General features: G+C 41.3%; 22 protein-coding genes and 1 pseudogene. 20 read left to right on the top strand and 3 right to left on the bottom strand.

The window, feature by feature from the left end; all coding sequences use genetic code 11:
• Positions 1-53 precede the first annotated feature (53 nt).
• The 15 genes from G4417_RS12290 to G4417_RS12220 all read left to right on the top strand — a co-directional run bounded on the left by G4417_RS12290 (position 54) and on the right by G4417_RS12220 (position 21069).
• Positions 54-281, top strand: a complete 228-nt coding sequence (locus G4417_RS12290; protein WP_020993699.1) for an HPr family phosphocarrier protein — start codon at positions 54-56, stop codon at positions 279-281.
• Between the two features lie 373 nt (positions 282-654).
• Positions 655-2280 carry a CTP synthase gene (locus tag G4417_RS12285; RefSeq protein ID WP_119235390.1) on the top strand — a complete coding sequence of 542 codons (1626 nt, stop codon included), beginning with the start codon at positions 655-657 and terminating at the stop codon, positions 2278-2280.
• A 16-nt stretch (positions 2281-2296) separates the two neighbouring features.
• Complete coding sequence (gene gltB, locus G4417_RS12280) at positions 2297-6850, top strand: glutamate synthase large subunit (protein ID WP_173683693.1); 4554 nt, start codon at positions 2297-2299, stop codon at positions 6848-6850.
• A gap of 121 nt (positions 6851-6971) precedes the next feature.
• The gene (locus G4417_RS12275) at positions 6972-8456 is read left to right on the top strand and encodes a glutamate synthase subunit beta (protein WP_173683692.1); all 1485 of its coding nucleotides are present in this window, start codon (positions 6972-6974) and stop codon (positions 8454-8456) included.
• 352 nt (positions 8457-8808) lie between these two features.
• Positions 8809-10131 (top strand): glutamine synthetase family protein, encoded by a 1323-nt coding sequence (locus G4417_RS12270; protein ID WP_119233465.1) that lies wholly within the window; start codon positions 8809-8811, stop codon positions 10129-10131.
• A 91-nt stretch (positions 10132-10222) separates the two neighbouring features.
• A complete protein-coding gene (locus tag G4417_RS12265) occupies positions 10223-10777 on the top strand; it encodes an ANTAR domain-containing response regulator (protein WP_022380270.1) in 555 nt (184 codons plus the stop codon).
• Positions 10778-11165: 388 nt separating this feature from the next.
• The gene (gene aspS, locus G4417_RS12260) at positions 11166-12497 is read left to right on the top strand and encodes an aspartate--tRNA(Asn) ligase (RefSeq protein WP_173683706.1); all 1332 of its coding nucleotides are present in this window, start codon (positions 11166-11168) and stop codon (positions 12495-12497) included.
• 62 nt (positions 12498-12559) lie between these two features.
• Positions 12560-12853, top strand: a complete 294-nt coding sequence (gatC, locus tag G4417_RS12255; protein ID WP_008704901.1) for an Asp-tRNA(Asn)/Glu-tRNA(Gln) amidotransferase subunit GatC — start codon at positions 12560-12562, stop codon at positions 12851-12853.
• A gap of 11 nt (positions 12854-12864) precedes the next feature.
• Complete coding sequence (gene gatA, locus G4417_RS12250; protein ID WP_173683691.1) at positions 12865-14334, top strand: Asp-tRNA(Asn)/Glu-tRNA(Gln) amidotransferase subunit GatA; 1470 nt, start codon at positions 12865-12867, stop codon at positions 14332-14334.
• The gene (gene gatB / locus G4417_RS12245; RefSeq protein WP_026650061.1) at positions 14331-15773 is read left to right on the top strand and encodes an Asp-tRNA(Asn)/Glu-tRNA(Gln) amidotransferase subunit GatB; all 1443 of its coding nucleotides are present in this window, start codon (positions 14331-14333) and stop codon (positions 15771-15773) included. The genes gatA and gatB overlap by 4 nt, the downstream gene beginning before the upstream one ends.
• Before the next feature lie 421 nt (positions 15774-16194).
• On the top strand, positions 16195-17409 hold the full coding sequence (locus tag G4417_RS12240; RefSeq protein ID WP_118331640.1) for an LL-diaminopimelate aminotransferase: 1215 nt from the start codon (positions 16195-16197) through the stop codon (positions 17407-17409).
• A 98-nt stretch (positions 17410-17507) separates the two neighbouring features.
• Positions 17508-17723, top strand: a complete 216-nt coding sequence (locus G4417_RS12235) for a hypothetical protein (RefSeq protein ID WP_055153464.1) — start codon at positions 17508-17510, stop codon at positions 17721-17723.
• Positions 17724-17912: 189 nt separating this feature from the next.
• Positions 17913-18110 carry a helix-turn-helix domain-containing protein gene (locus G4417_RS12230; RefSeq protein WP_173683690.1) on the top strand — a complete coding sequence of 66 codons (198 nt, stop codon included), beginning with the start codon at positions 17913-17915 and terminating at the stop codon, positions 18108-18110.
• A 770-nt stretch (positions 18111-18880) separates the two neighbouring features.
• Positions 18881-20653 carry a leucine-rich repeat protein gene (locus G4417_RS12225; protein WP_173683689.1) on the top strand — a complete coding sequence of 591 codons (1773 nt, stop codon included), beginning with the start codon at positions 18881-18883 and terminating at the stop codon, positions 20651-20653.
• Between the two features lie 125 nt (positions 20654-20778).
• Positions 20779-21069 (top strand): InlB B-repeat-containing protein, encoded by a 291-nt coding sequence (locus tag G4417_RS12220; protein ID WP_173683688.1) that lies wholly within the window; start codon positions 20779-20781, stop codon positions 21067-21069.
• Positions 21070-21362: 293 nt separating this feature from the next.
• Here G4417_RS12220 and G4417_RS12215 read toward each other — a convergent pair whose 3' ends face one another.
• Entirely contained in the window at positions 21363-21599 is a 237-nt protein-coding gene (locus tag G4417_RS12215; protein WP_173683687.1) for a hypothetical protein, read from the bottom strand.
• A gap of 44 nt (positions 21600-21643) precedes the next feature.
• A complete protein-coding gene (locus tag G4417_RS12210; protein ID WP_243872140.1) occupies positions 21644-21814 on the bottom strand; it encodes a hypothetical protein in 171 nt (56 codons plus the stop codon).
• A 224-nt stretch (positions 21815-22038) separates the two neighbouring features.
• On the opposite strand from G4417_RS12210, the pseudogene G4417_RS16995 reads away from it, so the two are divergent.
• From G4417_RS16995 to G4417_RS12190, 5 genes and pseudogenes are all read left to right on the top strand, one after another.
• Positions 22039-22276, top strand: a pseudogene (locus G4417_RS16995) (conjugal transfer protein); the annotation flags it as partial.
• A 42-nt stretch (positions 22277-22318) separates the two neighbouring features.
• Positions 22319-22726 carry a type II toxin-antitoxin system RelE/ParE family toxin gene (locus tag G4417_RS12205; protein ID WP_082809124.1) on the top strand — a complete coding sequence of 136 codons (408 nt, stop codon included), beginning with the start codon at positions 22319-22321 and terminating at the stop codon, positions 22724-22726.
• Positions 22719-23798 carry a HigA family addiction module antitoxin gene (locus G4417_RS12200; RefSeq protein WP_062807548.1) on the top strand — a complete coding sequence of 360 codons (1080 nt, stop codon included), beginning with the start codon at positions 22719-22721 and terminating at the stop codon, positions 23796-23798. Before G4417_RS12205 ends, G4417_RS12200 begins: the two co-directional genes overlap by 8 nt.
• 364 nt (positions 23799-24162) lie before the next feature.
• Positions 24163-24633: an LURP-one-related/scramblase family protein gene (locus G4417_RS12195; protein WP_055153458.1), complete on the top strand. Its 471-nt coding sequence runs from the start codon at positions 24163-24165 to the stop codon at positions 24631-24633.
• A 218-nt stretch (positions 24634-24851) separates the two neighbouring features.
• A complete protein-coding gene (locus tag G4417_RS12190) occupies positions 24852-25067 on the top strand; it encodes a hypothetical protein (RefSeq protein WP_062807549.1) in 216 nt (71 codons plus the stop codon).
• A 122-nt stretch (positions 25068-25189) separates the two neighbouring features.
• On the opposite strand, the gene G4417_RS12185 is transcribed toward G4417_RS12190, so the two are convergent.
• On the bottom strand, positions 25190-25705 hold the full coding sequence (locus G4417_RS12185; protein WP_062807550.1) for a helix-turn-helix domain-containing protein: 516 nt from the start codon (positions 25703-25705) through the stop codon (positions 25190-25192).
• Between the last annotated feature and the right edge of the window lie 477 nt (positions 25706-26182).

The following is a 26182-nucleotide window of genomic DNA, read 5'->3' as shown; positions in this document are numbered from 1 at the left end:
TATGGGCGTCTGATAGAAAAAAACAAAGAATGTTTTCAGAAAGGGTGATCACGATGTCACAGAGTAAAATCAAGTTAAATGCAACTGAAGAGGTGCAGGAATTTGTGAATGCTGCAAGCAGATGTGATTTTGATATTGATGTTTATTACAACAGATTTTTAATTGATGCCAAATCAATCCTTGGTGTACTTAGTCTGGATCTGACCAGAGAACTGACAGTAGACTGCCACGGGGAGAGCCGGGAATTTGATCGTACATTGAAGAAATTTGCAGTTGCATAAATTTTGCATTTTTATAACCGAATAATTATTGCAGAGAAGACGGGTCTGGAAGATGAACTTCTACAGATTCGTTTTTTCTGTATTATGACTGTGTTCAGAGTAATTCCATAAAATATAACTGCTTCATAGTTTATCAGAAGGAACTTGTTTGATTTGCTTTTGCTTAAAAATGGGAAATTCATTATTGACAAACGAAAAAAAATGTTTTATAGTATAGCATATTTTTAAAGAAAGCCAATTGAACATATTATTATAGAAGATATGATGATCTGACAAAGGCGTCAGATGCAGAATACCAGATGGGTCAAGTGCCCTCTGATAGCTGCATCTGACGCTTTTTTATTAACAAAGGATGATGGAGGAGGAAATCAAAATGGCAGTGAAATACGTATTTGTTACAGGAGGAGTTGTTTCCGGTCTTGGAAAGGGAATCACAGCTGCATCTCTGGGGCGTCTTCTGAAAGCGAGAGGATACCAGGTAACCATGCAGAAGTTTGATCCTTATATCAATATCGACCCCGGAACCATGAACCCGATTCAGCACGGAGAAGTTTTTGTAACAGACGATGGTACAGAGACAGACCTGGATCTGGGACATTATGAGAGATTCATTGATGAGAGTCTTGATAAAAATTCCAATGTGACAACCGGTAAGGTTTACTGGTCTGTTCTTCAGAAAGAACGTCACGGGGATTTCGGCGGGGGTACCGTACAGGTAATTCCTCATATTACAAATGAGATTAAGAGCCGTTTCTACCGCGCCAAATCACCGGAGGAAAACAAGATTGCCATTATCGAGGTGGGAGGAACAGTCGGTGATATTGAAAGCCAACCGTTCTTGGAAGCAATTCGTCAGTTCCAGCTCAATGTGGGACATGACAATGCAATCCTGATCCACGTAACATTAATTCCTTATTTAAAGGCATCTGAAGAACTGAAAACAAAACCTACACAGGCAAGCGTAAAGGAACTTCAGGGAATGGGAATCCAGCCGGATGTACTGGTGTGCAGAAGTGAACATGAGCTGACAGAGGACATTAAAGAAAAAATCGCTTTATTCTGCAACGTACCTGTATCACATGTACTTCAGAACCTGGATGTGGAATATTTATATGAAGCTCCTCTTGCAATGGAAAGAGAGAAGCTTGCAGATGTAGTTCTTTCAAGTCTCCGTCTGGAAAACAGAAAACCGGATTTAAGTGACTGGGAGGAAATGGTAGAAAGTCTGAGAAATCCGAATAAAACAGTAAAGATCGCAATTGTAGGAAAATATACACAGCTTCATGATGCATATCTCAGTGTAGTAGAGGCACTGAAACATGGCGGAATTTCCTGCAGAGCCAAGGTAGAGCTTGACTGGATCGATTCTGAAGAACTGACAGAGAAGAATCTGGATCAGCAGCTTCACAATGTAGATGGTATCCTGGTTCCGGGTGGTTTCGGAAACAGAGGTACAGAAGGAATGATTCTGGCAGCACAGTACGCAAGAGTACATAAGATTCCATATCTTGGAATCTGTCTGGGAATGCAGATGGCAATTGTAGAATTCGCCCGTCATGTACTTGGATACGAAGATGCAAACAGTATTGAACTGAATCCGGAGACAAAGCATCCGGTAATTGCATTAATGCCGGATCAGGAAGATATCGAAGATATTGGTGGAACCTTAAGACTTGGAAGCTATCCATGTATTCTTGCAGAAGATTCCAGATCCTATGAACTCTTTGGCAAAAAAGAAATCCATGAGCGTCACAGACATCGTTATGAAGTAAACAATGCATTCCGTAAAGAACTTCAGGAGAAGGGAATGAATATCGTAGGAACTTCCCCTGATAATCGTATCGTAGAGATGATCGAGATCGCAGGGCACCCGTTCTATGTAGGAACCCAGGCCCATCCGGAATTCAAATCCCGCCCGAACCATGCACATCCTTTATTCAAAGGATTCATCCAGGCGGCCGTCGATAAGAAAATAAGCGAAGAACAGCAGCAGAAATAGAAAGGATGAGGAGATTATGAAAGAAGTGAGAGAACAGCAGCAACAGCAAGGTATGTACAGGCCTGAATTTGAGCATGACAACTGCGGTATCGGAGCAGTTGTCAATATCAAAGGCAAGAAAACCCACGATACTGTTGCAAATGCATTAAAGATCGTAGAACATCTGGAACACCGCGCAGGTAAGGATGCGGAAGGCAAAACCGGTGACGGTGTAGGTATCCTTCTCCAGATTTCCCATAAATTTTTCAAGAAAGCCTGTAAGAAAGAGGGATTTGAGATTGGCGATGAGAGAGAATATGGCATCGCACAGTTTTTCTTCCCGCAACACGAGATCAAACGTGCACAGGCAAAGAAGATGTTTGAGATCATTCTTGAAAAAGAAGGTCTGGAACTTCTTGGCTGGCGTCAGGTTCCGGTATTTCCGGAGGTACTCGGACATAAAGCCAGAGAATGTATGCCATGTATTATGCAGGCATTTATCAAAAAGCCGGAAGATGTGGAAAAAGGTCTTCCATTTGACCGTATGCTCTACATTGCAAGACGTGAGTTTGAACAGAGTAATGATAATACTTATGTAGTTTCCATGAGCAGCCGTACCATCGTTTACAAAGGTATGTTCCTGGTTGGACAGCTTCGTACTTTCTTCGAAGATCTTCAGAACCCGGATTATGAATCTGCAATCGCCATGGTACATTCCCGTTTCAGTACCAACACAAACCCAAGCTGGGAGAGAGCACATCCTAACCGCTTTATGGTACACAACGGTGAGATCAACACCATCCGCGGCAACGCAGATAAGATGCTTGCAAGAGAAGAAAATATGGAATCACCATATCTGGAGGGACAGCTTCATAAAGTGCTTCCTGTTGTAAACAGAAATGGTTCTGATTCTGCAATGCTTGATAATACACTGGAATTCCTGGTAATGAGTGGCATGGAGCTGCCTCTTGCAGTGATGATCACAATCCCTGAACCATGGGCAAACAATGATACTATTTCACAGGCAAAGCGTGATTTCTACCAGTACTATGCAACTATGATGGAGCCATGGGACGGACCTGCATCTATCCTCTTCTCAGACGGTGATGTGATGGGAGCTGTCCTGGACAGAAACGGTCTCCGTCCATCCAGATATTATATTACCTCCGATGGTTACATGATCCTTTCCTCAGAAGTGGGTGTTCTGCCAATCCCGGAAGAGAAAATCGTATTAAAAGAGCGTCTCCATCCTGGAAAAATGCTTCTTGTAGATACTGTAAAGGGAAAAGTAATTGATGACAATGAACTGAAAGAGGGTTATGCAAAAATGCAGCCATACGGTGAATGGCTGGATAGTCATCTGGTACAGTTAAAAGACATCAAGATTCCTAACGAAAGACCGGAAGAATATACACCTGAGCAGAGAGCACGTCTGCAGAAAGCATTCGGCTATACTTATGAGCAGTACCGTACTTCCATCAGAAACATGGCGTTAAACGGAGCAGAGAGCATCGGAGCTATGGGTGTGGATACCCCGCTTGCAGTATTTTCCAAACAGAACAGACCATTATTTGACTACTTTAAACAGCTCTTTGCACAGGTTACCAACCCTCCGATCGATGCGATCCGTGAGGAAATCGTTACCAGCACAAGTGTTTATGTAGGTAAAGACGGAAACCTGCTGGAGCAGAAACCGGAAAACTGTCAGGTATTAAAGATTAATAACCCGATCCTGACAAATACAGACATGATGAAGATCAAGAGCTTCAAGCATGAGGGCTTCAAGACAGCTGTTGTTTCTACCTTATATTACAAAAGCACCAAGCTTGAGAGAGCAATTGACCGTCTTTTTGTAGAAGTAGATAAAGCATTCCGTGAGGGTGCAAACATCCTTGTTCTTTCAGACAGGGGAGTAGATGAAAATCATATGCCAATCCCGTCACTTCTGGCAGTATCCGCAGTTCATCAGCATCTGGTAAAGACGAAAAAGAGTACCTCCCTTGCAATTATCCTGGAATCCGGAGAGCCAAGAGAAGTACATCACTTTGCAACCTTACTTGGTTACGGCGCAAGTGCCATCAACCCGTACCTTGCCCTTGAGACCATTCATGAACTGATCGACAGCCATATGCTGGACAAAGATTACTATGCAGCAGTAGATGATTACAACCATGCAGTTATCAGCGGAATTGTAAAGATTGCTTCCAAGATGGGTATTTCCACCATTCAGTCCTATCAGGGATCTCAGATTTTTGAGGCAATTGGTATCTCTTCTGATGTGATCGAGAAATACTTTACAGGTACAGTCAGCCGTGTGGGCGGAATCACACTGGAAGACATCGAAGAGAATGTAGAGAAACTTCACTCAGAAGCATTTGACCCGTTAGGACTTCCGACAGACCTAACACTGGACAGCGTTGGTGCACATAAGATGAGAAGCCAGGGAGAGGAACATCGTTACAATCCTCAGACCATCCATCTTCTGCAGCAGTCCACATGGACAGGAAGCTATGATCTGTTCAAACAGTACACAGATCTGGTAGATAAAGAAAACCACGGAAACTTAAGAGGTCTTCTGGACTTTAAGTTTGCTGAGACACCGGTTCCGCTTGAAGAAGTAGAAAGTGTAGATGATATCGTAAAACGATTTAAGACAGGTGCTATGTCCTATGGTTCTATTTCACAGGAAGCACATGAGACACTGGCAATCGCCATGAATCACCTCCATGGAAAATCCAATACAGGTGAGGGCGGTGAAAGTGACGAGAGACTGGATTCTGCAGGAAGCAGCGATGACAGATGCTCCGCAATCAAACAGGTTGCCAGCGGACGTTTCGGTGTAACCAGCCGTTATCTTGTATCTGCAAGAGAAATCCAGATCAAGATGGCACAGGGTGCAAAACCTGGTGAAGGCGGACATCTTCCTGCAAAGAAGGTATATCCATGGATTGCCAAAACCCGTCATTCTACACCAGGTGTCAGCCTGATCTCCCCGCCACCGCACCACGATATCTATTCTATCGAGGACCTGGCACAGTTAATCTATGACCTTAAGAATGCAAATAAATATGCAGATATTTCTGTCAAACTGGTATCTGAAGCAGGTGTGGGTACAGTTGCAGCAGGTGTTGCAAAAGCCGGTGCACAAACTATTCTGATCTCTGGTTATGACGGAGGTACAGGTGCAGCTCCGAGAAGTTCTATCCACAATGCAGGACTTCCATGGGAACTTGGACTTGCAGAAACACATCAGACACTGCTCAAGAATGGTCTGAGAAACCGTGTCCGCATTGAGACAGACGGTAAGCTTATGAGTGGTCGTGACGTTGCGATCGCAGCATTAATGGGTGCCGAGGAATTTGGTTTTGCAACAGCTCCGCTTGTAACCATGGGATGCGTTATGATGCGTGTATGTAACCTGGATACCTGCCCGGTTGGTGTGGCAACACAGAACCCTGAACTTCGTAAGAGATTCAAAGGTAAACCGGAATATGTAGAGAATTTCATGCGCTTTATCGCACAGGAATTAAGAGAATACATGTCCAAGCTCGGATTCCGTACAGTCAGTGAAATGGTAGGCCGTACAGATCTCCTTGTTCAGACAGACAACGTACAGGAACCACATCAGGGCAAAGTAGACTTAAGTGCAATCCTGGACAATCCGTTCGCAGGCAAAGACCAGAAAGTTACTTTTGACCCGAAAGCCGTATATAACTTCGAACTGGAAAAGACCATGGATGAAAAAGTTCTGGTTAAAAAATGCGCAAATGCCATCAATAAAGGTCAGAAAACAGAGCTTTCTGTAAACCTGACAAACATTGACCGTACATTCGGAACCATCCTTGGTGCAGAGATCACCAGAAAGAATAAAAACGGACTTGCAGATGACACTATCACTGTACACTGCAATGGTGCCGGCGGACAGAGTTTCGGTGCATTTATTCCGAAAGGTCTGACACTGGAACTGACCGGTGACAGCAACGACTACTTCGGAAAAGGTCTTTCCGGTGGTAAACTGATTCTGAAAGTTCCGGAGAAAGCTGCATACAAAGCAGAAGAGAACATTATCGTAGGTAACGTTGCCCTCTACGGTGCAACCAGTGGTACTGCATTTATCAATGGTGTTGCAGGCGAGCGTTTCGCAGTCCGTAACTCCGGTGCATCTGCAGTTGTAGAAGGTGTAGGAGAGCACGGCTGTGAATATATGACAGGCGGCCGCGTAGTCGTACTTGGTAAGACTGGCAAGAACTTTGCCGCAGGTATGAGCGGCGGTATCGCATATGTACTGGACGTAGACAATGTCCTTTATAAGAACCTCAACAAAGCTATGATTTCCATCGAAAAAGTGGAAAACAAATATGACAAAAAAGAACTCCGTGACCTGATCGAAGCCCATGTAGAAGCTACAGGCTCCAAACTCGGTGCGAAAGTTCTCGCTGACTTTGATTACTATCTGCCACACTTCAAGAAACTCATTCCGAATGAGTACAAGAAGATGATCACTTTAAGTGCGAAACTGGAAGAAAAAGGACTCAACAGTCAGCAGGCACAGATGGAAGCGTTCTATGAAAGTATTGGCGCTAAACATTGATAATAATTGAATATATCGTGTGAACTTATCAATGTTGCCCCGTCATCTTTTAGAATAAATAAAAAGGTGGCGTGGGCCATACCATTATTGCCGCAGCAAGTGCGGCGAAGAGGAGGAAATCATGGGCAAACCAACAGGATTTTTAGAATATGAGAGAGAGACGGCAAAAGTTCTGCCGCCAAAGGTCCGCATTGCAAACTTCAAAGAATTCAGGACCCCATTAAATAAAGAAAAACAGAAACTTCAGGGCGCACGCTGCATGGCATGCGGCGTCCCGTTCTGCCAGTCAGGTATGATGATCGGCGGTATGGCATCCGGCTGCCCTCTGCACAACCTTGTACCTGAGACAAACGATCTGGTTTATACAGGCAACTGGAAACAGGCATTCTTAAGACTGAGCAAGACACATAGCTTCCCGGAATTTACTTCCCGTGTCTGCCCCGCACTCTGTGAAGCAGCCTGCACCTGTAATATAAACGGAGAACCGGTATCCACCAAAGAAAACGAACGTGCGATCATTGAGACAGCCTATGAGAACGGATGGGTAACCCCGCAGATCCCGGAAGTACGTACAGGCAAATCTATAGCAGTCATCGGAAGTGGTCCCTCCGGACTGGCAGCAGCCCAGCAGTTAAACAGACGAGGCCACAGTGTAACTGTATTTGAAAGAAAAGACCGTGTAGGCGGACTTCTCCGCTACGGTATCCCTAACATGAAGCTGGATAAAGCTGTTGTTGACAGAAGAATCCATCTTATGGAAGAAGAGGGAGTTAAATTCGTTACAAATGTAAACGTAGGAAAGGACATCAAAGCAGAAGAACTTCTGAAACAGTTCGACCGCGTTATCCTTGCCTGCGGAGCATCCAATCCACGAGACATTAAAGTTCCGGGACGGGATGCAAAAGGAATTTATTTCGCAGTAGATTTCCTGGGACAGGTAACAAAAGCGCTGTTGGACTCTGATTTTGCCAAAGTTCCATATGAACTTGCCAAAGGAAAAAATGTTCTGGTCATCGGTGGTGGTGATACAGGAAATGACTGTGTGGGAACATCTATCCGTCTGGGTGCCAAATCTGTGATCCAGTTAGAGATGATGCCCAAGCCGCCAGTGGAAAGAACACCATCCAATCCATGGCCGCAGTGGCCGAGAGTCCTCAAAACAGACTATGGCCAGGAAGAAGCTATCGCAGTATTCGGACATGATCCACGAGTATACCAGACTACTGTTACCGAGTTTATCAAAGATAAAAACGGAAATGTCTGCCAGGCAAAGCTCACAAAATTAAAGAGCGAAAAAGATCCAAAGACAGGACGTATGATGATGGTTCCTGTAGAAGGAACAGAAGAAGTCATTCCTGTAGACGTAGTTCTTATCGCAGCCGGATTCCTTGGCAGTGAGAAATATGTAACAGACGCATTCAAGGTAGCCATCAATGGAAGAACCAATGTAGATACAAAACCAGAGCAGTATCAGACCTCCGTAGACAAAGTCTTCACAGCAGGAGACATGCACAGAGGCCAGTCCCTGGTAGTATGGGCGATCCGTGAAGGCAGAGAAGCTGCGAAAGCGGTAGATGAATCACTGATGGGATATTCCTATCTGTAAAAAATAATAAAATAAAAGTGAAAAATGCTGCTGTCTGATGAAAGTAGATTATCAGATGGCAGTATTTTTGTTGGTAGATTCATCAGGCCAGTCAGGTGAATATTTGCAATTGAAGTTTGAGTGATTCGATTGATTTGGTTAAAATATCGATTGACAAAGAACAGGTACATTGTTATAATTGCCTACATGAACAAAGGCGTTCTTTCTATAGAAAAGTAACTGTAGAAAGTGCGCCATTTTTTATATCATTATAAAAAGAATCTATAAAACTTCCAGACAGGACAAAACTGTATCGAAGAATCATTAAGAAAGCAAAAACAGCAGAAACTATGCTGACAAGGAGTGAATGAAAATGGGGAATTATACCAGAGAAGAAATATTACAGATGGCTGAGGAGGAAGACGTGGAATTTATCCGTCTCCAGTTCACAGATATGTTCGGAACGCTGAAAAACATCGCCATAACTGCCCGGGAACTTCCCCGTGCGCTGGATAACCGATGTATTGTAGATGGTTCCTTTATCGCAGGAATTGCAGGAGAATCTGAACCGGATATGTACTTAAGACCGGATCTTGACACTTTTGCAATTCTCCCATGGAGACCACAGCAGGGCAAAGTTGCCAGACTGTTATGCGATATCTATTGTCCGGACGGAACCCCTCATGAGAGAAGTCCGAGATATATCCTGAAGAAAACCGCCCGGGAGGCAAAGAAGGAGGGATACACCTGTCTGGTAGATCCGGAATGTGAATTTTTCCTTTTTCATACAGATGATAACGGAGTTCCGACTACTGTAACACATGAAAAGGCCGGATATCTGGATGTCAGTCCTGTGGATCTGGGTGAAAACGCAAGACGTGATATTGTATTAAATCTAGAAGACATGGGGATTGAGGTAGAATCTTCTCACCATGAAACTGCTCCTGCACAGCACGAAGTAGATTTCAAATACGGTGAAGTCCGTACGATTGCAGATCGGATCATGTCATTTAAGATGACGGTCCGTACCATTGCCAAACGCCATGGACTTCATGCGACATTTATGCCGAAACCAAGGGCAGAAGTAAACGGCTCCGGAATGCACATTCATTTCTCCTTATTTAAAGATGGAAGAAATGTATTCGTCAATCCGGGAAATCCACAGGAATTAAGCGAAGAAGCTTATTACTTCGTAGGAGGTCTTCTGGCTCACAGCAAAGAGATGGCACTGATCACCAATCCTATCGTAAATTCCTACAAACGTCTGGTTCCGGGCTATGAAGCACCGACAGAACTGACATGGACAAAGAACAACCAGAATTCACTGGTAAGAATTCCGGGATCCAGAGGTATGGAGACAAGGATCGAACTGAGAAGTCCGGATGCAGCAGCAAATCCGTATCTGGTATTTGCAGTATGTCTGGCAGCAGGGCTGGATGGAATTCATAAGAAAATTTATCCGACCAAGTCTTCAAGCAGAGAATTATCCGAAACAGATCAGAAAACAATGAAGATTGAAAATCTTCCGGGAAATTTGAACGAAGCAATTGATTACTTCGAACAGAGTGACTGGATCAAAGAAGTACTTGGAACAGAATTTTGTAAAGAATACGCAGCAGCCAAGAAAAAAGAATGGCTGCGCTATACAAGAGAAATTTCAGCCTGGGAAATCGAGGAATACTTATACAGAATTTAACCGAATCAAACAAGTCCCCTGTAGAAATTGTAAAAGGCAATAAGCAGTGGATGGAAACTCAGGCTGTAACAGAAATAGGAGTGGCAGAGTTATGAGCAGCAGCATTGTGATTGCGTTACCGAAAATTGAAGACGCAAAGAAAATCCGCACAATACTTAACAGACATGGGCTCACAGTAGCCTCTGTCTGCAGCTCTGTCTCTAATGCGCTGGCCAGTATCTCAGAACTTGACAGTGGTGTCCTGATATGCGGGTATAAGCTGACAGATGCCTATTATAAAGACGCTCTCGATGACCTGCCACAATATTTTGAAATGCTGCTTCTGGCTTCTCAGCGTATTATAGATGAAGCACCGAATTCCGTCAGCACTGTACAGATGCCGATGAAAGCAAGCGCACTGATAGATACGGTCAATGACATGCTCTATCATCTGGAACGCCGGATCAAAAAAGAAAAAAAGAAACCAAAGCCCAGATCAGAAAAAGAACAGAATTATATCTCGAATGCCAAACGCCTTCTTATGGAAAAAAACCAGATGACAGAAGAGGAAGCATATCGACACATCCAGAAATGCAGCATGGATTCAGGAACCAACATGGTAGAAACTGCACAGATGTTACTCATGCTGATGTATGATGAAATCTGATTTTTCAAACACGTTCTAAATAAAATATCCGAAAATAATAAGGAAAATTTTGTAAAAAATGACGATATTATTTTGACAGAATATGTGGTAATATACAGAATATATTTTTGTTCATATCAAGTTAGAGGAAAAATACATTTTAACCCTAACATTATATATAGAAAGAACACAAACAAACATAAAATAGATAATAACAGGAAGAATGATTACAAAGGCGTAATCAGAGAGTCCAGGGGATAAGTGTCTCCGGATTTTCTGATTACGCCTTTTTGATATTCCAGGGTTTTAAGCCAAAAAGTCGTTGTGCTTGCACGAAAAGCCTTTTGAACTTGAAACCAGTGAAGATATCACAAAGGTTTTCAGAAATGAAGAAATGGAGGATGAGGAAATGGAATTTATGGATGGAACATGGAAAAAAGAAATCAATACCTGGGAGGAACTCGTAGGTAATAATCTCCTGAACCAGGAAGCCGTAATCGAAGGCGCTGTTCACAGCATCCGTAATATGGGTGATGTGGCATTTATCATTCTTAGAAGAAGGGAAGGCTTATTCCAGACAGTCTATGAAAATGAAATGGCAAATGTTTCCATTCATGAATTGAAGGAAGCAATGACGGTCAGGGTGAAAGGAATCCTGCATGAAGAGGAGAGAGCACCCCACGGAAGAGAACTTCTTATCCGTCATATTGATATTTTATCAACACCTGCAGAACCTCTTCCAATGGCAATTGACAAATGGAAACTGAACACTTCCCTGGAGGCGAAATTAAACTACAGACCGATTTCCCTGAGAAACATTCAGGAGCGTTCCAAATTTAAAATCCAGGAGGCACTGACAAAGGCATTTCGTGATTATCTCTACGGACAGGGATTTACAGAGATTCACACTCCGAAGATTGGAGCCAGAGGAGCAGAGGGTGGGGCAAACCTTTTCAAATTTAGCTATTTCCACAAACCTGCAGTACTTGCGCAGAGCCCACAGTTCTACAAACAGATGATGGTTGGCGTATTTGACAGAGTATTTGAGACAGGCCCCGTATTCCGGGCTGAGAAACATAATACCAAACGTCACTTAAATGAATACACCAGTCTGGACTTCGAGATGGGATATATTGACAGCTTCGAAGAAATTATGGCAATGGAAACAGGATTTCTCCAGTATGCTATGAACCTTCTGAAAACAGAATATGCAAAAGAAGTACAGATTTTGAAGCTTGAGATCCCGGATGTATCCAAAATCCCGGCAGTCCGTTTCGATGTAGCCAAGGAACTGGTATCACAGAAATATAACCGTAAGATCAGAAATCCATTCGATCTGGAGCCGGAAGAAGAAGCACTGATCGGACAGTATTTCAAAGAAGAATATGGCTCAGATTTCGTATTTGTCACACATTATCCGTCAAAGAAACGTCCATTCTATGCAATGGATGATCCGGAAGACGCAAGATTTACCTTAAGCTTTGACCTGTTATTCAAAGGCCTTGAGATCACAACAGGCGGACAGCGTATCCATGATTACAATATGCTGGTACAGAAAATTGAAGACAGAGGTATGACGCAAGAAGGCATGGAACAGTATCTGGATACCTTCAAACATGGTATGCCGCCTCACGGTGGGCTGGGAATCGGTCTGGAACGTCTGACCATGCAGCTTATCGGTGAAGAGAATGTTCGTGAAACCTGTCTCTTCCCGCGAGATATGAACCGTCTGGAACCGTAAATAAGAAGTCGGAAATAAAAGCAATATAGAATGTTACAGGCAGTATATATAAGGAGAAAATCATGGCAAAGATCATAGATGATGAAACAATGGAAAATGTCTGCATCCTGGCCAAGCTTTCCCTCTCGGAAGAAGAAAAGGAAAAAGCAAAAGCTGAAATGCAGAAAATGCTTGATTATGTAGAGAAACTGGATGAACTGGATACATCGGAAGTAGAGCCTATGTCCCATATTTTCCAGGACGAAAACGTATTTCGTGAGGACGTTGTCACAAACGGAGACAACAAAGAAGCAATGCTGGCAAATGCACCGAAGGCAAAAGAAGGACAGTATCAGGTTCCGAAAACCATAGGATAGGAGACAGGACAATGGAGTTGGAAAAATTAACAGCCCTGCAGCTTGGGGAAAAAATAAAACAGCGTCAGGTCAGCGTCCTGGATGGAGTAAAAACTGTTTTTGAACAGATTGAGAAACAGGATTCAGAAGTACACGCTTATCTTGACACATATAAAGAAGAAGCATACAAACGTGCAGAAGAAGTACAAAAAGGCATCGAGGACGGTACTTATACCAGTCCTCTTGCAGGCGTACCGATCGCGATCAAAGATAATATCTGTATTAATGGAAAGAAAACTACCTGTGCATCAAAGATTCTTGAGAATTTTGTGCCTCAGTATAATGCAGAAGTCATTGACCGTCTGGAAAAAGCCGGACTGGTCATTATCGGAAAAACAAACATGGATGAATTTGCCATGGGAAGTACAACAGAGACCTCCGCTTACGGCATCACCAGAAACCCATGGAATCTGGAACATGTACCAGGCGGTTCTTCAGGTGGTTCCTGTGCAGCAGTAGCAGCAGGAGAAACTTATCTGGCACTTGGTTCAGATACAGGCGGATCTATCCGTCAGCCAAGTTCCTACTGTGGTGTAACCGGAATTAAACCAACCTATGGAACAGTATCCCGTTACGGCCTTGTAGCTTATGCATCTTCCCTGGATCAGATCGGTCCTGTAGGAAAAGACGTATCTGACTGTGCAGCTCTTCTGGAGATCATCGCAGGACATGATACAAAAGACAGCACATCCATGAAAAGAGAAGATCTTCAGTTCTCCAAAGAACTGACAGGAGATATCAAGGGGATGAAATTCGGAGTTCCTGAAGAATATCTGGCAGAGGGACTTGATCCGGAAGTAAAAGCATCTTTTATGGGTGTTCTTGATACGCTGAAAGAACTGGGAGCAGAAGTAGAATTCTTCTCTATCAAAACCATGGAATACATGATTCCGGCTTATTATATTATCGCCAGTGCAGAAGCAAGTTCCAACCTGGAACGTTTCGATGGAGTGAAGTACGGTTTCCGTGCAGCAGAATATGAAGGTCTTCACGACATGTACAAAAAGACCAGAACAGCAGGTTTCGGTGAGGAAGTAAAACGCCGTATCATGCTTGGTTCCTTCGTGTTAAGCTCCGGTTATTATGATGCATACTATCTGAAGGCACTCCGCACAAAAGCCCTGATCAAGAAAGAATTTGACCAGGCATTTGGCAAATATGATGTGCTCCTTGCACCGGCATCTCCATTTACAGCGCCGAAGATCGGTGAAAGCTTAAAGAATCCCCTTGCCATGTATCTTGGAGATATCTACACAGTAGCAGTCAATCTCTGCGGTTTTCCGGGAATTACAGTTCCATGCGGAAAAGACAGCAAAGGTCTCCCAATCGGTATCCAGATGATCGGGGACTGCTTCATGGAAAAGAAAATCCTGCGTGCAGCACACGCCTATGAAACCAGCCGCGGCTCCTTTGCCGTGCCAGGAGAAGGAGGCACCAGATAATGAAACAGTACGAAACAGTCATAGGACTTGAAGTCCATGTAGAACTTGCAACAAAAACAAAAATTTTCTGCGGATGCTCCACTGAATTCGGAGGAGCACCCAATACACATACATGCCCGGTCTGCACAGGTATGCCGGGTTCCCTGCCTGTATTAAATAAGAAAGTAGTAGAGTTTGCCCTGAAAGCAGGTCTTGCAGCAAACTGCCAGATCCATCAGTACTGCAAATTTGACCGCAAGAACTATTTCTATCCGGACAACCCACAGAACTATCAGATCTCTCAGTTATATCTGCCAATCTGTCATGACGGATGGGTAGAGATTGAAACCTCTGCAGGCAAAAAGAAAATCCGCATCCATGAAATGCATATGGAAGAGGATGCAGGTAAACTGATTCATGATGAATGGGAAGACTGCTCCCTGGTAGACTATAACCGAAGCGGTGTCCCGTTGATCGAGATTGTATCCGAGCCGGATATGAGAAGCTCTGAGGAAGTAATCGCCTATCTTGAAAAACTCCGTTGTATGATGCAGTATCTGGGTGTATCAGACTGTAAGCTTCAGGAAGGTTCCATGCGTGCAGACGTTAACCTTTCTGTCCGTGAAGTGGGAGCAGAAGAATTCGGTACCAGAACAGAGATGAAGAACCTGAACTCTTTCAAAGCCATTGCCAGAGCAATCGAAGGCGAAAGAGAACGTCAGATCGAACTGATCGAAGAAGGCAAGGCAGTTACACAGGAGACACGCCGTTGGGATGACAACAAAGAATATTCTTACGCCATGCGTTCCAAGGAAGATGCCAAAGACTACAGATATTTCCCTGATCCAGATCTGCCTCCAATCCATATCTCTGATGCATGGATTGAAAAGATTAAAGCGGAACAGCCGGAGCTTCGCGAAGTGAAACAGGCCCGTTATCAGGAAGAGTACGGACTTCCGGCATACGATGCGGGAATCCTTACAGAATCCCGCCATCTTGCAGGTCTTTTTGAAGAAACAGCAGCAATCTACGGAAATGCAAAGAAGACAGCAAACTGGTTTATGGGTGAGGTACTCCGTCTGACGAAAGATAAAGCTATGGATCCGGAACAGGTATCTTTCTCACCGAAGCATCTTGCAGATCTTCTGGTAATGGTAGAAAAATCCGAAGTCAGCCCTCAGAATGCCAAAAAAGTCTTTGAGAAAGTCTTTGAGGAAGACATTGATCCTGTAGCCTACATTGAGGAACATGGTCTGAAGATTGTAGAAGACACAGGACTTCTGGAAGAAACCATCAACAGGATCCTGGATGCTAACCCAGGACCACTTTCAGAACTTCTGGGAGGTAAAGATAAAGTCATGGGCTTCTTTGTAGGTCAGATCATGAAAGAAATGAAAGGCAAGGCAAATCCTGCAAGCGTCCGCGAGACACTTATGAAAGAAGTAGAGAAGCGCAAATAAAATAAATCACCCCGGACATTATGCCCGGGGTAAAAAATGTTACTGTTCACTCTGTTCACAGCAACACGCTTCGCGATGCAAAAAATATGAACCTCCTTGTACAAAGCACAAGGAGTATCGTTTGCTTCGCAAACTTAATTTATGCTAATCGCATAAATTCGCACAGTATGTCTCGGGTTTTCTGTAACCTTCGCTCACAAAAAACACCTCGCGGGATATTACCAGTGAACAGTAATGTTAATATTAAAAATTATGCTCAGAAAATACTTTGAGACTTTACATTATTAAATAATTAAGTATAATAAAACTCGAATAAAATATATTTGCAGAAAAGACACAAATAGAAATGGAAAGGCAAAGCAGCAGCCTGCTGTAGACAGGTATATAAAAACTGCGAAACATGCCAGGGAGGAAATCAAACATGGTAACAGTAAACCACAACTATCTGAAATTACCGGGAAGCTATCTGTTTTCCACAATTGCAAAAAAAGTAAAAGCATATAAAGAAGCCAACCCACAGGCAAACGTGATCTCACTGGGAATCGGTGATGTAACCCAGCCTCTGGCTCCGGCGATCATTGAGGCACTTCATAAATCTGTAGATGAAATGGGTGATGCAGCTACATTTCATGGTTATGCACCTGATCTTGGTTATGAATTCTTAAGATCTGCCATTGCAAAGAATGACTACAAAGACAGAGGCTGTGACATTGAAGCAGACGAAATCTTTGTATCTGACGGTGCAAAGAGCGATTCCGGAAATATCCAGGAAATATTCGGACTGGATAACAAGATTGCAGTGTGCGACCCTGTATACCCAGTATATGTAGATACAAACGTAATGGCAGGCCGTACAGGAGAATACAACAAAGAACGTGGCAACTTTGATAACGTAATCTATATGCCATGTACAGCATCCAACGGCTTCCTTCCGGAATTCCCGGAAGAAGTACCGGATCTTATCTACCTTTGCTTCCCGAATAACCCAACCGGTGGTGCGATCACCAAACCCCAGCTTCAGGAATGGGTAGACTATGCAAATAAAAACGGTTCTGTAATTATCTATGATGCAGCATACGAAGCATACATCTCCGAAGAAAATGTACCCCACAGCATCTATGAGTGCGAAGGAGCAAGAACCTGCGCCATCGAGCTGCGCAGCTTCTCCAAAAATGCAGGTTTCACAGGTGTCCGTCTCGGCTTTACAGTTGTACCAAAGGATCTGGTTCGTGACGGTGTAGATCTCCACAGTCTCTGGGCAAGACGTCATGGCACAAAATTTAATGGTGCGCCATATATCGTACAGCGTGCAGGAGAGGCTGTATACTCTCCTGAAGGAAAAGCACAGCTGAAAGAACAGGTAGGCTACTATATGAGCAACGCCAAAGCCATCTACGAAGGTCTGGCATCAGCAGGCTATTCCGTATCCGGTGGCGTAAACGCTCCGTATATCTGGCTGAAAACACCTGATAAGATGACTTCCTGGGAGTTCTTTGACTATCTCCTTGAAAAAGCCAACATTGTAGGAACTCCAGGCTCAGGATTTGGTGCTCATGGTGAGGGATTCTTCCGTCTCACTGCGTTTGGAACCCATGAGAATACACTGGAAGCAATTGAACGAATTAAGAATCTGTAAGCAGCTTCCTGATAGGGATGCGGCAGATGTCACTTTGATAGAGAAAATTCGAAGGAGCATGGAGAACTGATTTTAACATTATTTTCAGAGGAATAGTTATGATATACACAGTAAAACGAATTGAGGAAGACCTGGACTTCGGTTGTGAAGAGCGACCGAAAGGCATGCCAGTCATGGCAATAGTGACGCTTATGGATTCTTCAGGCGAAGAAATAAGGATAAAAGCAGAGGATGCCATGCTCTATGAATGTAACATCAATGAAGGGGACAAGGTTTGCCTTGATGCGAATAATAAGTTAGAAAAAGTAAAATAGAAATTATAGAAGAACCAGAGAATATATTTGGATAAAGAAAACCAATGGCTTTGACTGTTATCAGTCTGCACCATTGGTTTTTTTAGGATAAATATAAGGCAAAAAAGCTGGCACGACAGATTGACAACATAGCATATATCTGGCGTTATTAAATAACGCAATGCGTTAATTTGGCGGGAGAGTTTTATCATGAGTAGAGGAAAAGAAGTAAAAGAATTAAGAGAAAAAATGGGAATGAACAGACGTGAATTTAGTGACTACTATGGTATTCCGTATCGCACCGTTCAAGATTGGGAAGCAGAAAAAAGAGAACTTCCAGATTATCTGTTACGTTTATTAAAGTATAGAGCAGAAATAGAATGTCGAATCGAAAGAGCAGGTAAATAGAATAATTTAACTAATGACTTAACTTTTTATTACCAGTTACGATGTAATGAACATAAAAAAAGAAACGAGCACCCTTTTCCAGTCCGAAGACATTACTCAGTAAAAAACCCATTTCTTAGTTATGATTGTATCCCCATAGTAGCAAAAAGTCAATAAAAAGAAACGAATATATTTTGGAATATTTTGGAAATCATTTCACAATTAAATAAGGCACTCTAATGAAAACCCAGCCTAGCTATTCATCGGAAAGACCATAGAAAAGCCAGGTTCAGATACACTGATTACTCTCAGTGCGTTCGGACCTGTTTTTTTGTTGCTATTGTTTCTTTCGACTGCCTTTGCCACGCTTACTTCCGGGGAATTTCGGAATATCGCATTTACGAAGAATGTCTATTAAAGTGACAAATTCATCTTTGGTGATTTTGCTATATTTGATTCCTAATTGTTTCAGGAATATGGAAACCCTGTTTATAAACCAGGAGAACATCATGCAGCTTGAATAGTTCTGGTTTTGATCAGTGATTTCAAGTAGGCGCATTCTTCATCTGATATTGCTATACTATAAGGTAATGCTGGCATAATTGACCTCCATAAAATGTATTTATTAAGTTCATCGTACCAGATATTGAAACTATCAACAACTTAATTTGTGTTATGTTAGTTTACTACTGCACTTTTTTAACCAGATTTTCATTGTATGATATGAAAAAATTGAGTATAATGATTACAACTTGTAAATTATATTGTAAAAACAAAGGAGTGAAAAAGTTATGAGAAGAAAAAACATGTGGGCCGGCAGACTGACAGCAATCCTGCTTTGCACTGTTTTATCAGCAGAGCCAATTGCAATCTATGCAGAAGATTTTTCTGATGGAACTGCAAATACAGAGATGCAGGATAAAACAGAAATTCCAGAAAGTACAGAATCTTATCAGAACGCCGAATCTCAAGTGGATGCGGATCCGGAATCCCTGTCAGATGAATTTGAATCTCCTGAGCAGGATTTTGAATCTGAAGAAGATGCATTTTCATCCGGAATCCCGGATACCCAATCAGAAGATGCGCCATCTGCAGGGGCTGTGCGAAATGGAACCTGTGGAAAGAACGTTACATGGGCTCTGCAGAATGGAGTATTAACTGTAGAGGGAAACGGCGCAATGGATGATTTTTACAGAATAGTAGACTGGGAAACAGGTGAACCGGTAAATTCACATCTGTGCCCATGGGAAGATTATGCAGATGAGATCGTGGAAGCAGACATCAAAGACGGAGTTACATCAATAGGTGACATTGCATTTGTTAACTGTAATAATCTTCGAAAAGTTGTGATTGGAAATTCTGTGAAGCGAATCGGTGAAAAAGCTTTTGCAAACGATTATTCTCTGACAGACATTACTATCGGAAACTCTCTGGAAAACATTGAAGATGATGCTCTTTATGGATGTGGTATAAAAAAGCTTGTGTTACCTGCAAGCCTGAAAGAGATAAGTCCCTTTGGCCTGGTTTCTTTATGGGAGCTGGAGGAAATAGATATTCCGGATAATGGCGTTTTTAAGTCCATAGATGGAGCTCTATATATAGATCAGGGAAAAACACTTTTACTCTATCCACCCAAACGTACGGGTGAATATGTGATCCCGGATGGAGTGACTGCGATTGGAGGAAACGCTTTCTCATCTACACATCTTACAAAAGTTGTAATTCCGGGTACGGTTAAGGAAATTGGAATGTGTGCATTTAGTTACAGTAACTATCTTACTACAATCATTTTTGGGAATGGAATTACAGAAATTCCATCGATGTGCTGTTTTTACTGCAAAGCACTTACTTCTGTGACACTTCCGGAAGGGCTGAAAACAATAGAATATTCTGCTTTTGATTCCTGCACATCATTAAAAAGCATTACTGTTCCTTCTACCGTTACAAACTTAGGACAGGACGCATTTGATAATGGAACAAAAGTAACTTTTCTGAATCCGTCTTTCTCCCGGCTGGAGGATGGCAGCTACATAAACGGAATCAATGTAAACGTAGAGGCAAAAGAAATGTATGCAAAAGCCTTTCAGGTCCTTGATCTTGTAAATAAGGAAAGAGCAAAACAGGGTCTCTCACCACTAACAATGGACAGCAGCCTTCTTGATACTGCGATGCAGAGAGGATTTGAAAATGTACTCTACTGGTCTCACACCAGACCGAGCGGTCAGGATTGTTTTTCCGCTAATAGTCTAATGATGGGAGAGAATATCGCAATGGGGCCTGATGCTGCCGGGCAGGTTATGAACCTGTGGATGAATTCAGAGGGACACAGAAACAATATTTTGTCAGCAAGATTCAGAAGTATCGGAATTGGATGTGTATGTTACCAGGGAATCTACTATTGGGTACAGTGCTTTGGTGAACAGCTGAGTTCAACAGCAGACAGCACCTCTTATACAGACAAAACTAACAGCAGAAATGTACTGGTAAACTACACCCCAAAATATTATAAAGCATCCCTGCAGGTTTCAAAACATCACTGCAGAAAGGCCAGACAGGGGAAGTAAATATTTTCTGGGATGATCTGCCGCTAAAAGGTTCTGGTGCGGTCATAGAATCTTCTGATCCATCTGTATGTACAGTAAAGGATGGAATCATTACAGCAGTCGGAAAAGGAAAAGCAGATATCCGTATGTATTTTGAAGGACATCCGGAAACGACTCTTACCAAAACGATTCAGGTTACAAAGCCCGCAACCGTCCAGAAAAAAGTAAAAGTTACATTTAATGCCAATGGCGGATCCGTAAATATAAAATCCAAAAATATAACTGTGAAATCTAAAATCGGAAAACTCCCGATACCTCGCAGAAAAGGCTATGTTTTCACTGGATGGTATACTGCAAAGACCAAAGGAAAGAAAGTGATTTCTTCTACTAAGATAACTAAAAAACAAACCTTGTATGCTCATTGGAAAAGAGCATAAACTATATAGTTTTTTCGAATATGAGAAGAGCCCCAGTCAATAAAGGATGGGCTTCTTCTCATATGCACATAAAAAGATCCAAACCACATAGATAAGAATCTCTATCCAGCTTGGATCTTTTATTTCAATATATTTATTATTTATATCATTGCCAAATAGCTTTTACCAATATTCTTCCACATAACCGGCCGCATCTTCTTCTGACAATGAAAATACCTTCATCAGGTTTTTCACTGTAACATCTTTACTGGCGTTAAAACTTTTACAGGTACTGATTGTCGCCTGGATGCCCTCTAACCGTCCTTCACGCCAATCACAATTCCCAGTTCGGATGTGATGTTTCTGTTTTTATATACCGTATTGATTCTTTGGTAATCGCGTTCATAAATAGAACGGCTGATATCAAATACAGCAGCAACTTCCGGATCTTGAAAATCACAGGTTTCACTTGCCCTCAGCTGAAGCAGATTCATTTTATAATCCGACACCATTGGACGGACTTTTTCAGGAATCTCAAGCATATCTGCCAAACATAGCGGGCCATCCCATGGATCTTTGCCTGATTCTCCAGTCCTCAGAGGACAAAATCAATGCCATAGGCAGTTTCCTTTACAACATCCAGTATTTTCTGGACAGTTTCTGCATGACCATTAAATTTGATCAGTGAAGAAACATCGGTGTCAGCTTCTGTAAGGTCATTCGGATTCAGCACTTGTTCCCCATCGAATAATGCCGCATTGAACAAGTCTGCAAAATGGTGGTTGTTTCTTCAGAAGTTCTTTAGTATGGTATCTGGTTTTACTTTATTTTGTTCCAGCGTTCGACATCTCCTGCTGTTTTGTTACTACCACTATATCACATATAACGTTTTATTTCCATAAGAGAATTTATCGAAATGTGTCATTTGGCAATATATTCAAGGGTCCTTGCTTCAGCAATATCTTTTATCATGCGATTTTCTATGAATAGAACAGCGATTTTATCCTGATGCTCAACCAGACTGCCGATCCTTGCAAAGCAGCTTAATATCTCACCTTATCAGTTATCCTATGTAACTAACAGCGGTGAAGGTGAAGGACTTCTGTTCTATGGAAGCACTATCATTCCGTTCAAGGATAAGTTCGATAAGACATTAAAGCTTTACTCACTCATGACTACTAAGCCGGAAGAGATTGAAGCCAGAAAGCAGAAGGAAATGGAAGAATAATTGTGAAAAGAGTGTGTGAATTATTGACTAGAGTGGCTTCCAATGGTATATTTAAATTACCCAACGGGTAATTTAAAAAGGAGGGCAAACGTGCAGCTACTATACAATAACAGCAAAGTTCAGAAACAATGTACCGATTTAAAAACTGCAAAAAAGTTGTTTGGCGGGAATGCTGCATTAGCAACCAGCTTATTTGCCCGAATAAATGCTATGCAGCAGGCGAATGTAATTAAGGATATAGTAATGATGCCGACGTTTCATTTTCATAAGTTGAATGGCAACATGGATGGATTTTTTGCTATAGACGTAAAAACGAGGAGAGATCCATGGCGTATTATTATTCAGCCATTAGATGAGAATGAAGAACCTTATGATCCTTGTAATATTGATGAAATTGCTGGTGTGGTTAGAATTGTTGAAGTAAAGGAGGTAAGTAACCATTATGAGTAACTATATTGAATATAATGATAAGATTGCTTTTCATCCTGGATACTATATCAAAGAAATCATTGAAGAAAGTGGACTTTCTCAGAAAGATTTTGCAAAACGATTAGATACCACGCCAAAGAATTTAAGTATTCTGGTACGTGGGGAGCAAAGCTTATCAATCGATATAGCCATGAAATTATCTCGAATGTTAGGGACTAGTGTTGAATACTGGCTGAATCTTCAGAAGAGCTATGACGCTTTGATTGCTGAGTTTGAATTATCCAAGGAATTAGAACAGGAAAGAAGAATATTCAAGTACTTTCAGTACACATATTTCAGAGAGAATTTTGGACTGCCTGATCTTCCGAGAAAAATAAATGAGCAGATTAAGTGCCTGCGTGAATTTTTAAATGTTGCATCATTATCTGTTTTCACAAAGCAAAATATGGCAGTTAGTTTCCGAAGTGCATCTGAGGATATGAAAGAGGCTAATATTGCCAGAGCAAATGCAATGGTTCAGATTGCAATTAATCAGGCTCTGAAGATAGAAGCACCTAAGTTTGACAAAAAGAAGTTTGAAAAAGCTGTTGATTATGCATTGACATTAACAACACAGCATGGTGATTTTTATCCATTGATTAGGAAGGCCTTTGAAGATGCGGGAGTAATATTCGTAATACTTCCAAATCTTCCGGGTTCAGGAATAAATGGTGCAACCAAGAAAATTGGGCAGAATGTAATGCTGATGGTGAATGACAGACGTTTCTATTCAGATACATTTTGGTTTACTCTGTTCCATGAGATTGGCCATATTATTAATGGTGATTATGGAATTACGTTTGAAAATGAGCATGTTGGACAGGAGGATGCAGCAGATAAATATGCGGAAGATAAATTGATTCCTCCAGGAGAATATGAGGCTTTTGTTAAAATGAATGAGTTTAGCGAAAATGCTATCCGCAGATTTGCTGAAAGAATTGACAGAGATCCAGGTATTGTCCTTGGCCGCTTGCAAAATGATCAGATTGTTCCATTTACAAATGTTGCACTGTCAAAAGCATTAAAACACAAATACAAAGTAATAACATCATAAAAAAGTATATAACTTGAGGTCGTCTACTATTATCCACGATAGATGGCGGAATAATAGATGCTGTGATAGAATAAAGAAAACGATTTGATGTGTAAACTGGAATTTACAGGGATGATAAGCGGTTCATTATGATATAAATTGAATATGGAAATGAAAAGGCTATTTACCGTAAAACAGTAAATGGTCTTTTTTATATTTTTTTGGAACAAGTAGAAATGTATAGCTGGAAATATACGTTTTATCATAATCTGTGAAATAAGATGGGTTAATTCTTCGATTTATATATTTTTTAAGGCGTTCTGGCATGGTATTATGGTACTTATAAAGAACCTATTATGTTTGTTGGAGAGAGCGGTGAAAAGTTATGAAGCTATTATTTAAACAAAGGCTGTTTTCATGGTTTGACAGCTATGATATCTATGATGAAGCAGGCAACACTGTTTATGTAGTAAAGGGGCAGTTGTCCTGGGGACATAAACTTGCAATTTATGATGCTTATGGAAATGAAGTAGGAATGGTTGTTCAGAAAGTTCTTACCTTCCTTCCTAAATTTGAAATTTATAAAAACGGCAGTTATATCGGATGCCTAAGCAAAGAATTCTCATTCCTGACACCACATTATAATATTGATTATAATGGATGGCATATTGATGGAACAATTATGGAATGGGATTATAGCATTCTTGATCGAAGCGGTTATTCAATTGCACGGGTTAGTAAAGAATTGTTTCATATGACTGATACATATGTTATTGATGTGCCGGATACAGGAAATGCGTTGGATGCTCTGATGTTTGTACTTGCGATTGATGCAGAAAAATGTTCCAGGAATTAAATAGTTGATTTTGGTGCCGTGTGATAGGGGAGAATATAAATGAGGTGATCAGATGGAAGCAGCACAGAGAATTCGATTGATCCGAATAATAGAAAAGACAGAGAAAAATCCGGAATTCAGTAATAAGATTGGAATAAAGAATACATCTGAATATTTAACAGAGAAAGAAAAGAATAAATGAAAGACATATATTAGAATGAGTTTCAGGAGGAGTAAAAATGTTATCATTATTATTTACAATTTGTATGATCTGGTTTGTAGGAAAATTTTTTGTTTTTGGGTTAAGAGCATCTTGGGGAATTATGAAACTGCTTTGTACAGTTATTTTCTTTCCGGTAATATTGATTGGTATGGTTATAGGTGGACTGCTGTACATTGCTTTTCCATTGTTGATTGTCGGTGGTATTATAGCATTGGTAACATCACATTCATAATGGATCCAGAGAAGAAAAAGAAGCAATTCGAAGAACAGAAAGTATAGTCAATCAATTACAGCGTATGTAAGGTAAAAGGCAATGAGTCAGAAATGGTTCATTGCCTTTTGTGGTGTTATAGATTATTTTAATTTTTCTTTCTCAGCATTTAAGAGTTTGAGATTGAGCCTCTGTTCTCCAGCTGTCTTATCTACCCAAAGATTCAAAGAGTCTATGGCCAAAGAAATTTCATCAAGTTTTTTACTGATATAAGCAAAATCTTTTATTTCATCATCGCTGATCTTACCGTCACGGGCAATCTGGATCAGACGACCGGTAAGAGGGTTGATTTCATTTAGACTGGCAATTGTCTCCAAAATGATATTTGACAGATCGGTTACTTCTACTTCTGGAACATAACGATAGCCAATTTCACATTTGTGAGAGCAATAATAATTGCAAAGATCTGGTCTTTTGTAGGCATCTGCCATCTGAAGGATATCATAAGGCGTAGGTTCTTGTGTTTCATATTCAAATTTTTCAATTTTTGAAGCAGAGACAGCATTCATTTTTTCACTGGCCTCTGCTCTTGTAAGTCCTGCCGCTTCTCGGCAAAGCTGATAAATTGTTTTGTTTTCCCGGGTGGATTGTTTACCCATGAGAATTTCCTCCCTGTATAGCGCTAAACATGAGGATTATCTATCTTTCAGACCACATGCTGAGCGTGTATTTCTTATATGAATTTTATTATACATAAATTATGAACTAACAACAAGTAATAGGCTTTGTAAAATTATCATTTTAACAACCGTAGCAAGAATTCCCTCACCTCTATAGGGACGCCACTGAAAAAGTCTTTATTTTGCATAAAGCAGTACAATATAAAGTGTTTTTATTTGTTTTAATCTACTATATAATGTGTATAAAAATAGTTTTTCAGTGGCGTCCTATAGGTGATGGGATGAATTGCACATTCGAGCATGTCTGCTCAAATTCATAAAAAATCGCAAAAACACTTGTTTTGATACAATAAATATATTATAATAGAAAAAGAACAATATGCTCTTGAAATTTAGACGGCCGAAATAAGCAATAAGTGAGTGTACATAATGAGTTTAGATAATAATTCTCATTCA

This window comes from Blautia wexlerae, from assembly GCF_013300825.1.
In the GTDB taxonomy this organism is placed as follows: domain Bacteria; phylum Bacillota; class Clostridia; order Lachnospirales; family Lachnospiraceae; genus Blautia_A; species Blautia_A wexlerae_B.
This window is presented reverse-complemented; position numbering and strand designations above follow the sequence as displayed.

Bases quoted from the DNA above. Each gene is read 5' to 3' on its own strand.
- G4417_RS12230 (WP_173683690.1), top strand. From the start codon at position 17,913: ATGAGTAGAGGAAAAGAAGTAAAAGAATTAAGAGAAAAAATGGGAATG.
- G4417_RS12270 (WP_119233465.1), top strand. From the start codon at position 8,809: ATGGGGAATTATACCAGAGAAGAAATATTACAGATGGCTGAGGAGGAA.
- gltB (WP_173683693.1), top strand. From the start codon at position 2,297: ATGAAAGAAGTGAGAGAACAGCAGCAACAGCAAGGTATGTACAGGCCT.
- G4417_RS12240 (WP_118331640.1), top strand. From the start codon at position 16,195: ATGGTAACAGTAAACCACAACTATCTGAAATTACCGGGAAGCTATCTG.
- G4417_RS12225 (WP_173683689.1), top strand. From the start codon at position 18,881: ATGAGAAGAAAAAACATGTGGGCCGGCAGACTGACAGCAATCCTGCTT.
- G4417_RS12185 (WP_062807550.1), bottom strand. From the start codon at position 25,705: ATGGGTAAACAATCCACCCGGGAAAACAAAACAATTTATCAGCTTTGC.
- G4417_RS12290 (WP_020993699.1), top strand. From the start codon at position 54: ATGTCACAGAGTAAAATCAAGTTAAATGCAACTGAAGAGGTGCAGGAA.
- G4417_RS12195 (WP_055153458.1), top strand. From the start codon at position 24,163: ATGAAGCTATTATTTAAACAAAGGCTGTTTTCATGGTTTGACAGCTAT.
- G4417_RS12190 (WP_062807549.1), top strand. From the start codon at position 24,852: ATGTTATCATTATTATTTACAATTTGTATGATCTGGTTTGTAGGAAAA.
- G4417_RS12220 (WP_173683688.1), top strand. From the start codon at position 20,779: ATGTATTTTGAAGGACATCCGGAAACGACTCTTACCAAAACGATTCAG.
- G4417_RS12285 (WP_119235390.1), top strand. From the start codon at position 655: ATGGCAGTGAAATACGTATTTGTTACAGGAGGAGTTGTTTCCGGTCTT.
- G4417_RS12205 (WP_082809124.1), top strand. From the start codon at position 22,319: ATGGTATATTTAAATTACCCAACGGGTAATTTAAAAAGGAGGGCAAAC.
- G4417_RS12265 (WP_022380270.1), top strand. From the start codon at position 10,223: ATGAGCAGCAGCATTGTGATTGCGTTACCGAAAATTGAAGACGCAAAG.
- G4417_RS12200 (WP_062807548.1), top strand. From the start codon at position 22,719: ATGAGTAACTATATTGAATATAATGATAAGATTGCTTTTCATCCTGGA.
- G4417_RS12275 (WP_173683692.1), top strand. From the start codon at position 6,972: ATGGGCAAACCAACAGGATTTTTAGAATATGAGAGAGAGACGGCAAAA.
- gatC (WP_008704901.1), top strand. From the start codon at position 12,560: ATGGCAAAGATCATAGATGATGAAACAATGGAAAATGTCTGCATCCTG.
- aspS (WP_173683706.1), top strand. From the start codon at position 11,166: ATGGAATTTATGGATGGAACATGGAAAAAAGAAATCAATACCTGGGAG.
- G4417_RS12235 (WP_055153464.1), top strand. From the start codon at position 17,508: ATGATATACACAGTAAAACGAATTGAGGAAGACCTGGACTTCGGTTGT.
- gatA (WP_173683691.1), top strand. From the start codon at position 12,865: ATGGAGTTGGAAAAATTAACAGCCCTGCAGCTTGGGGAAAAAATAAAA.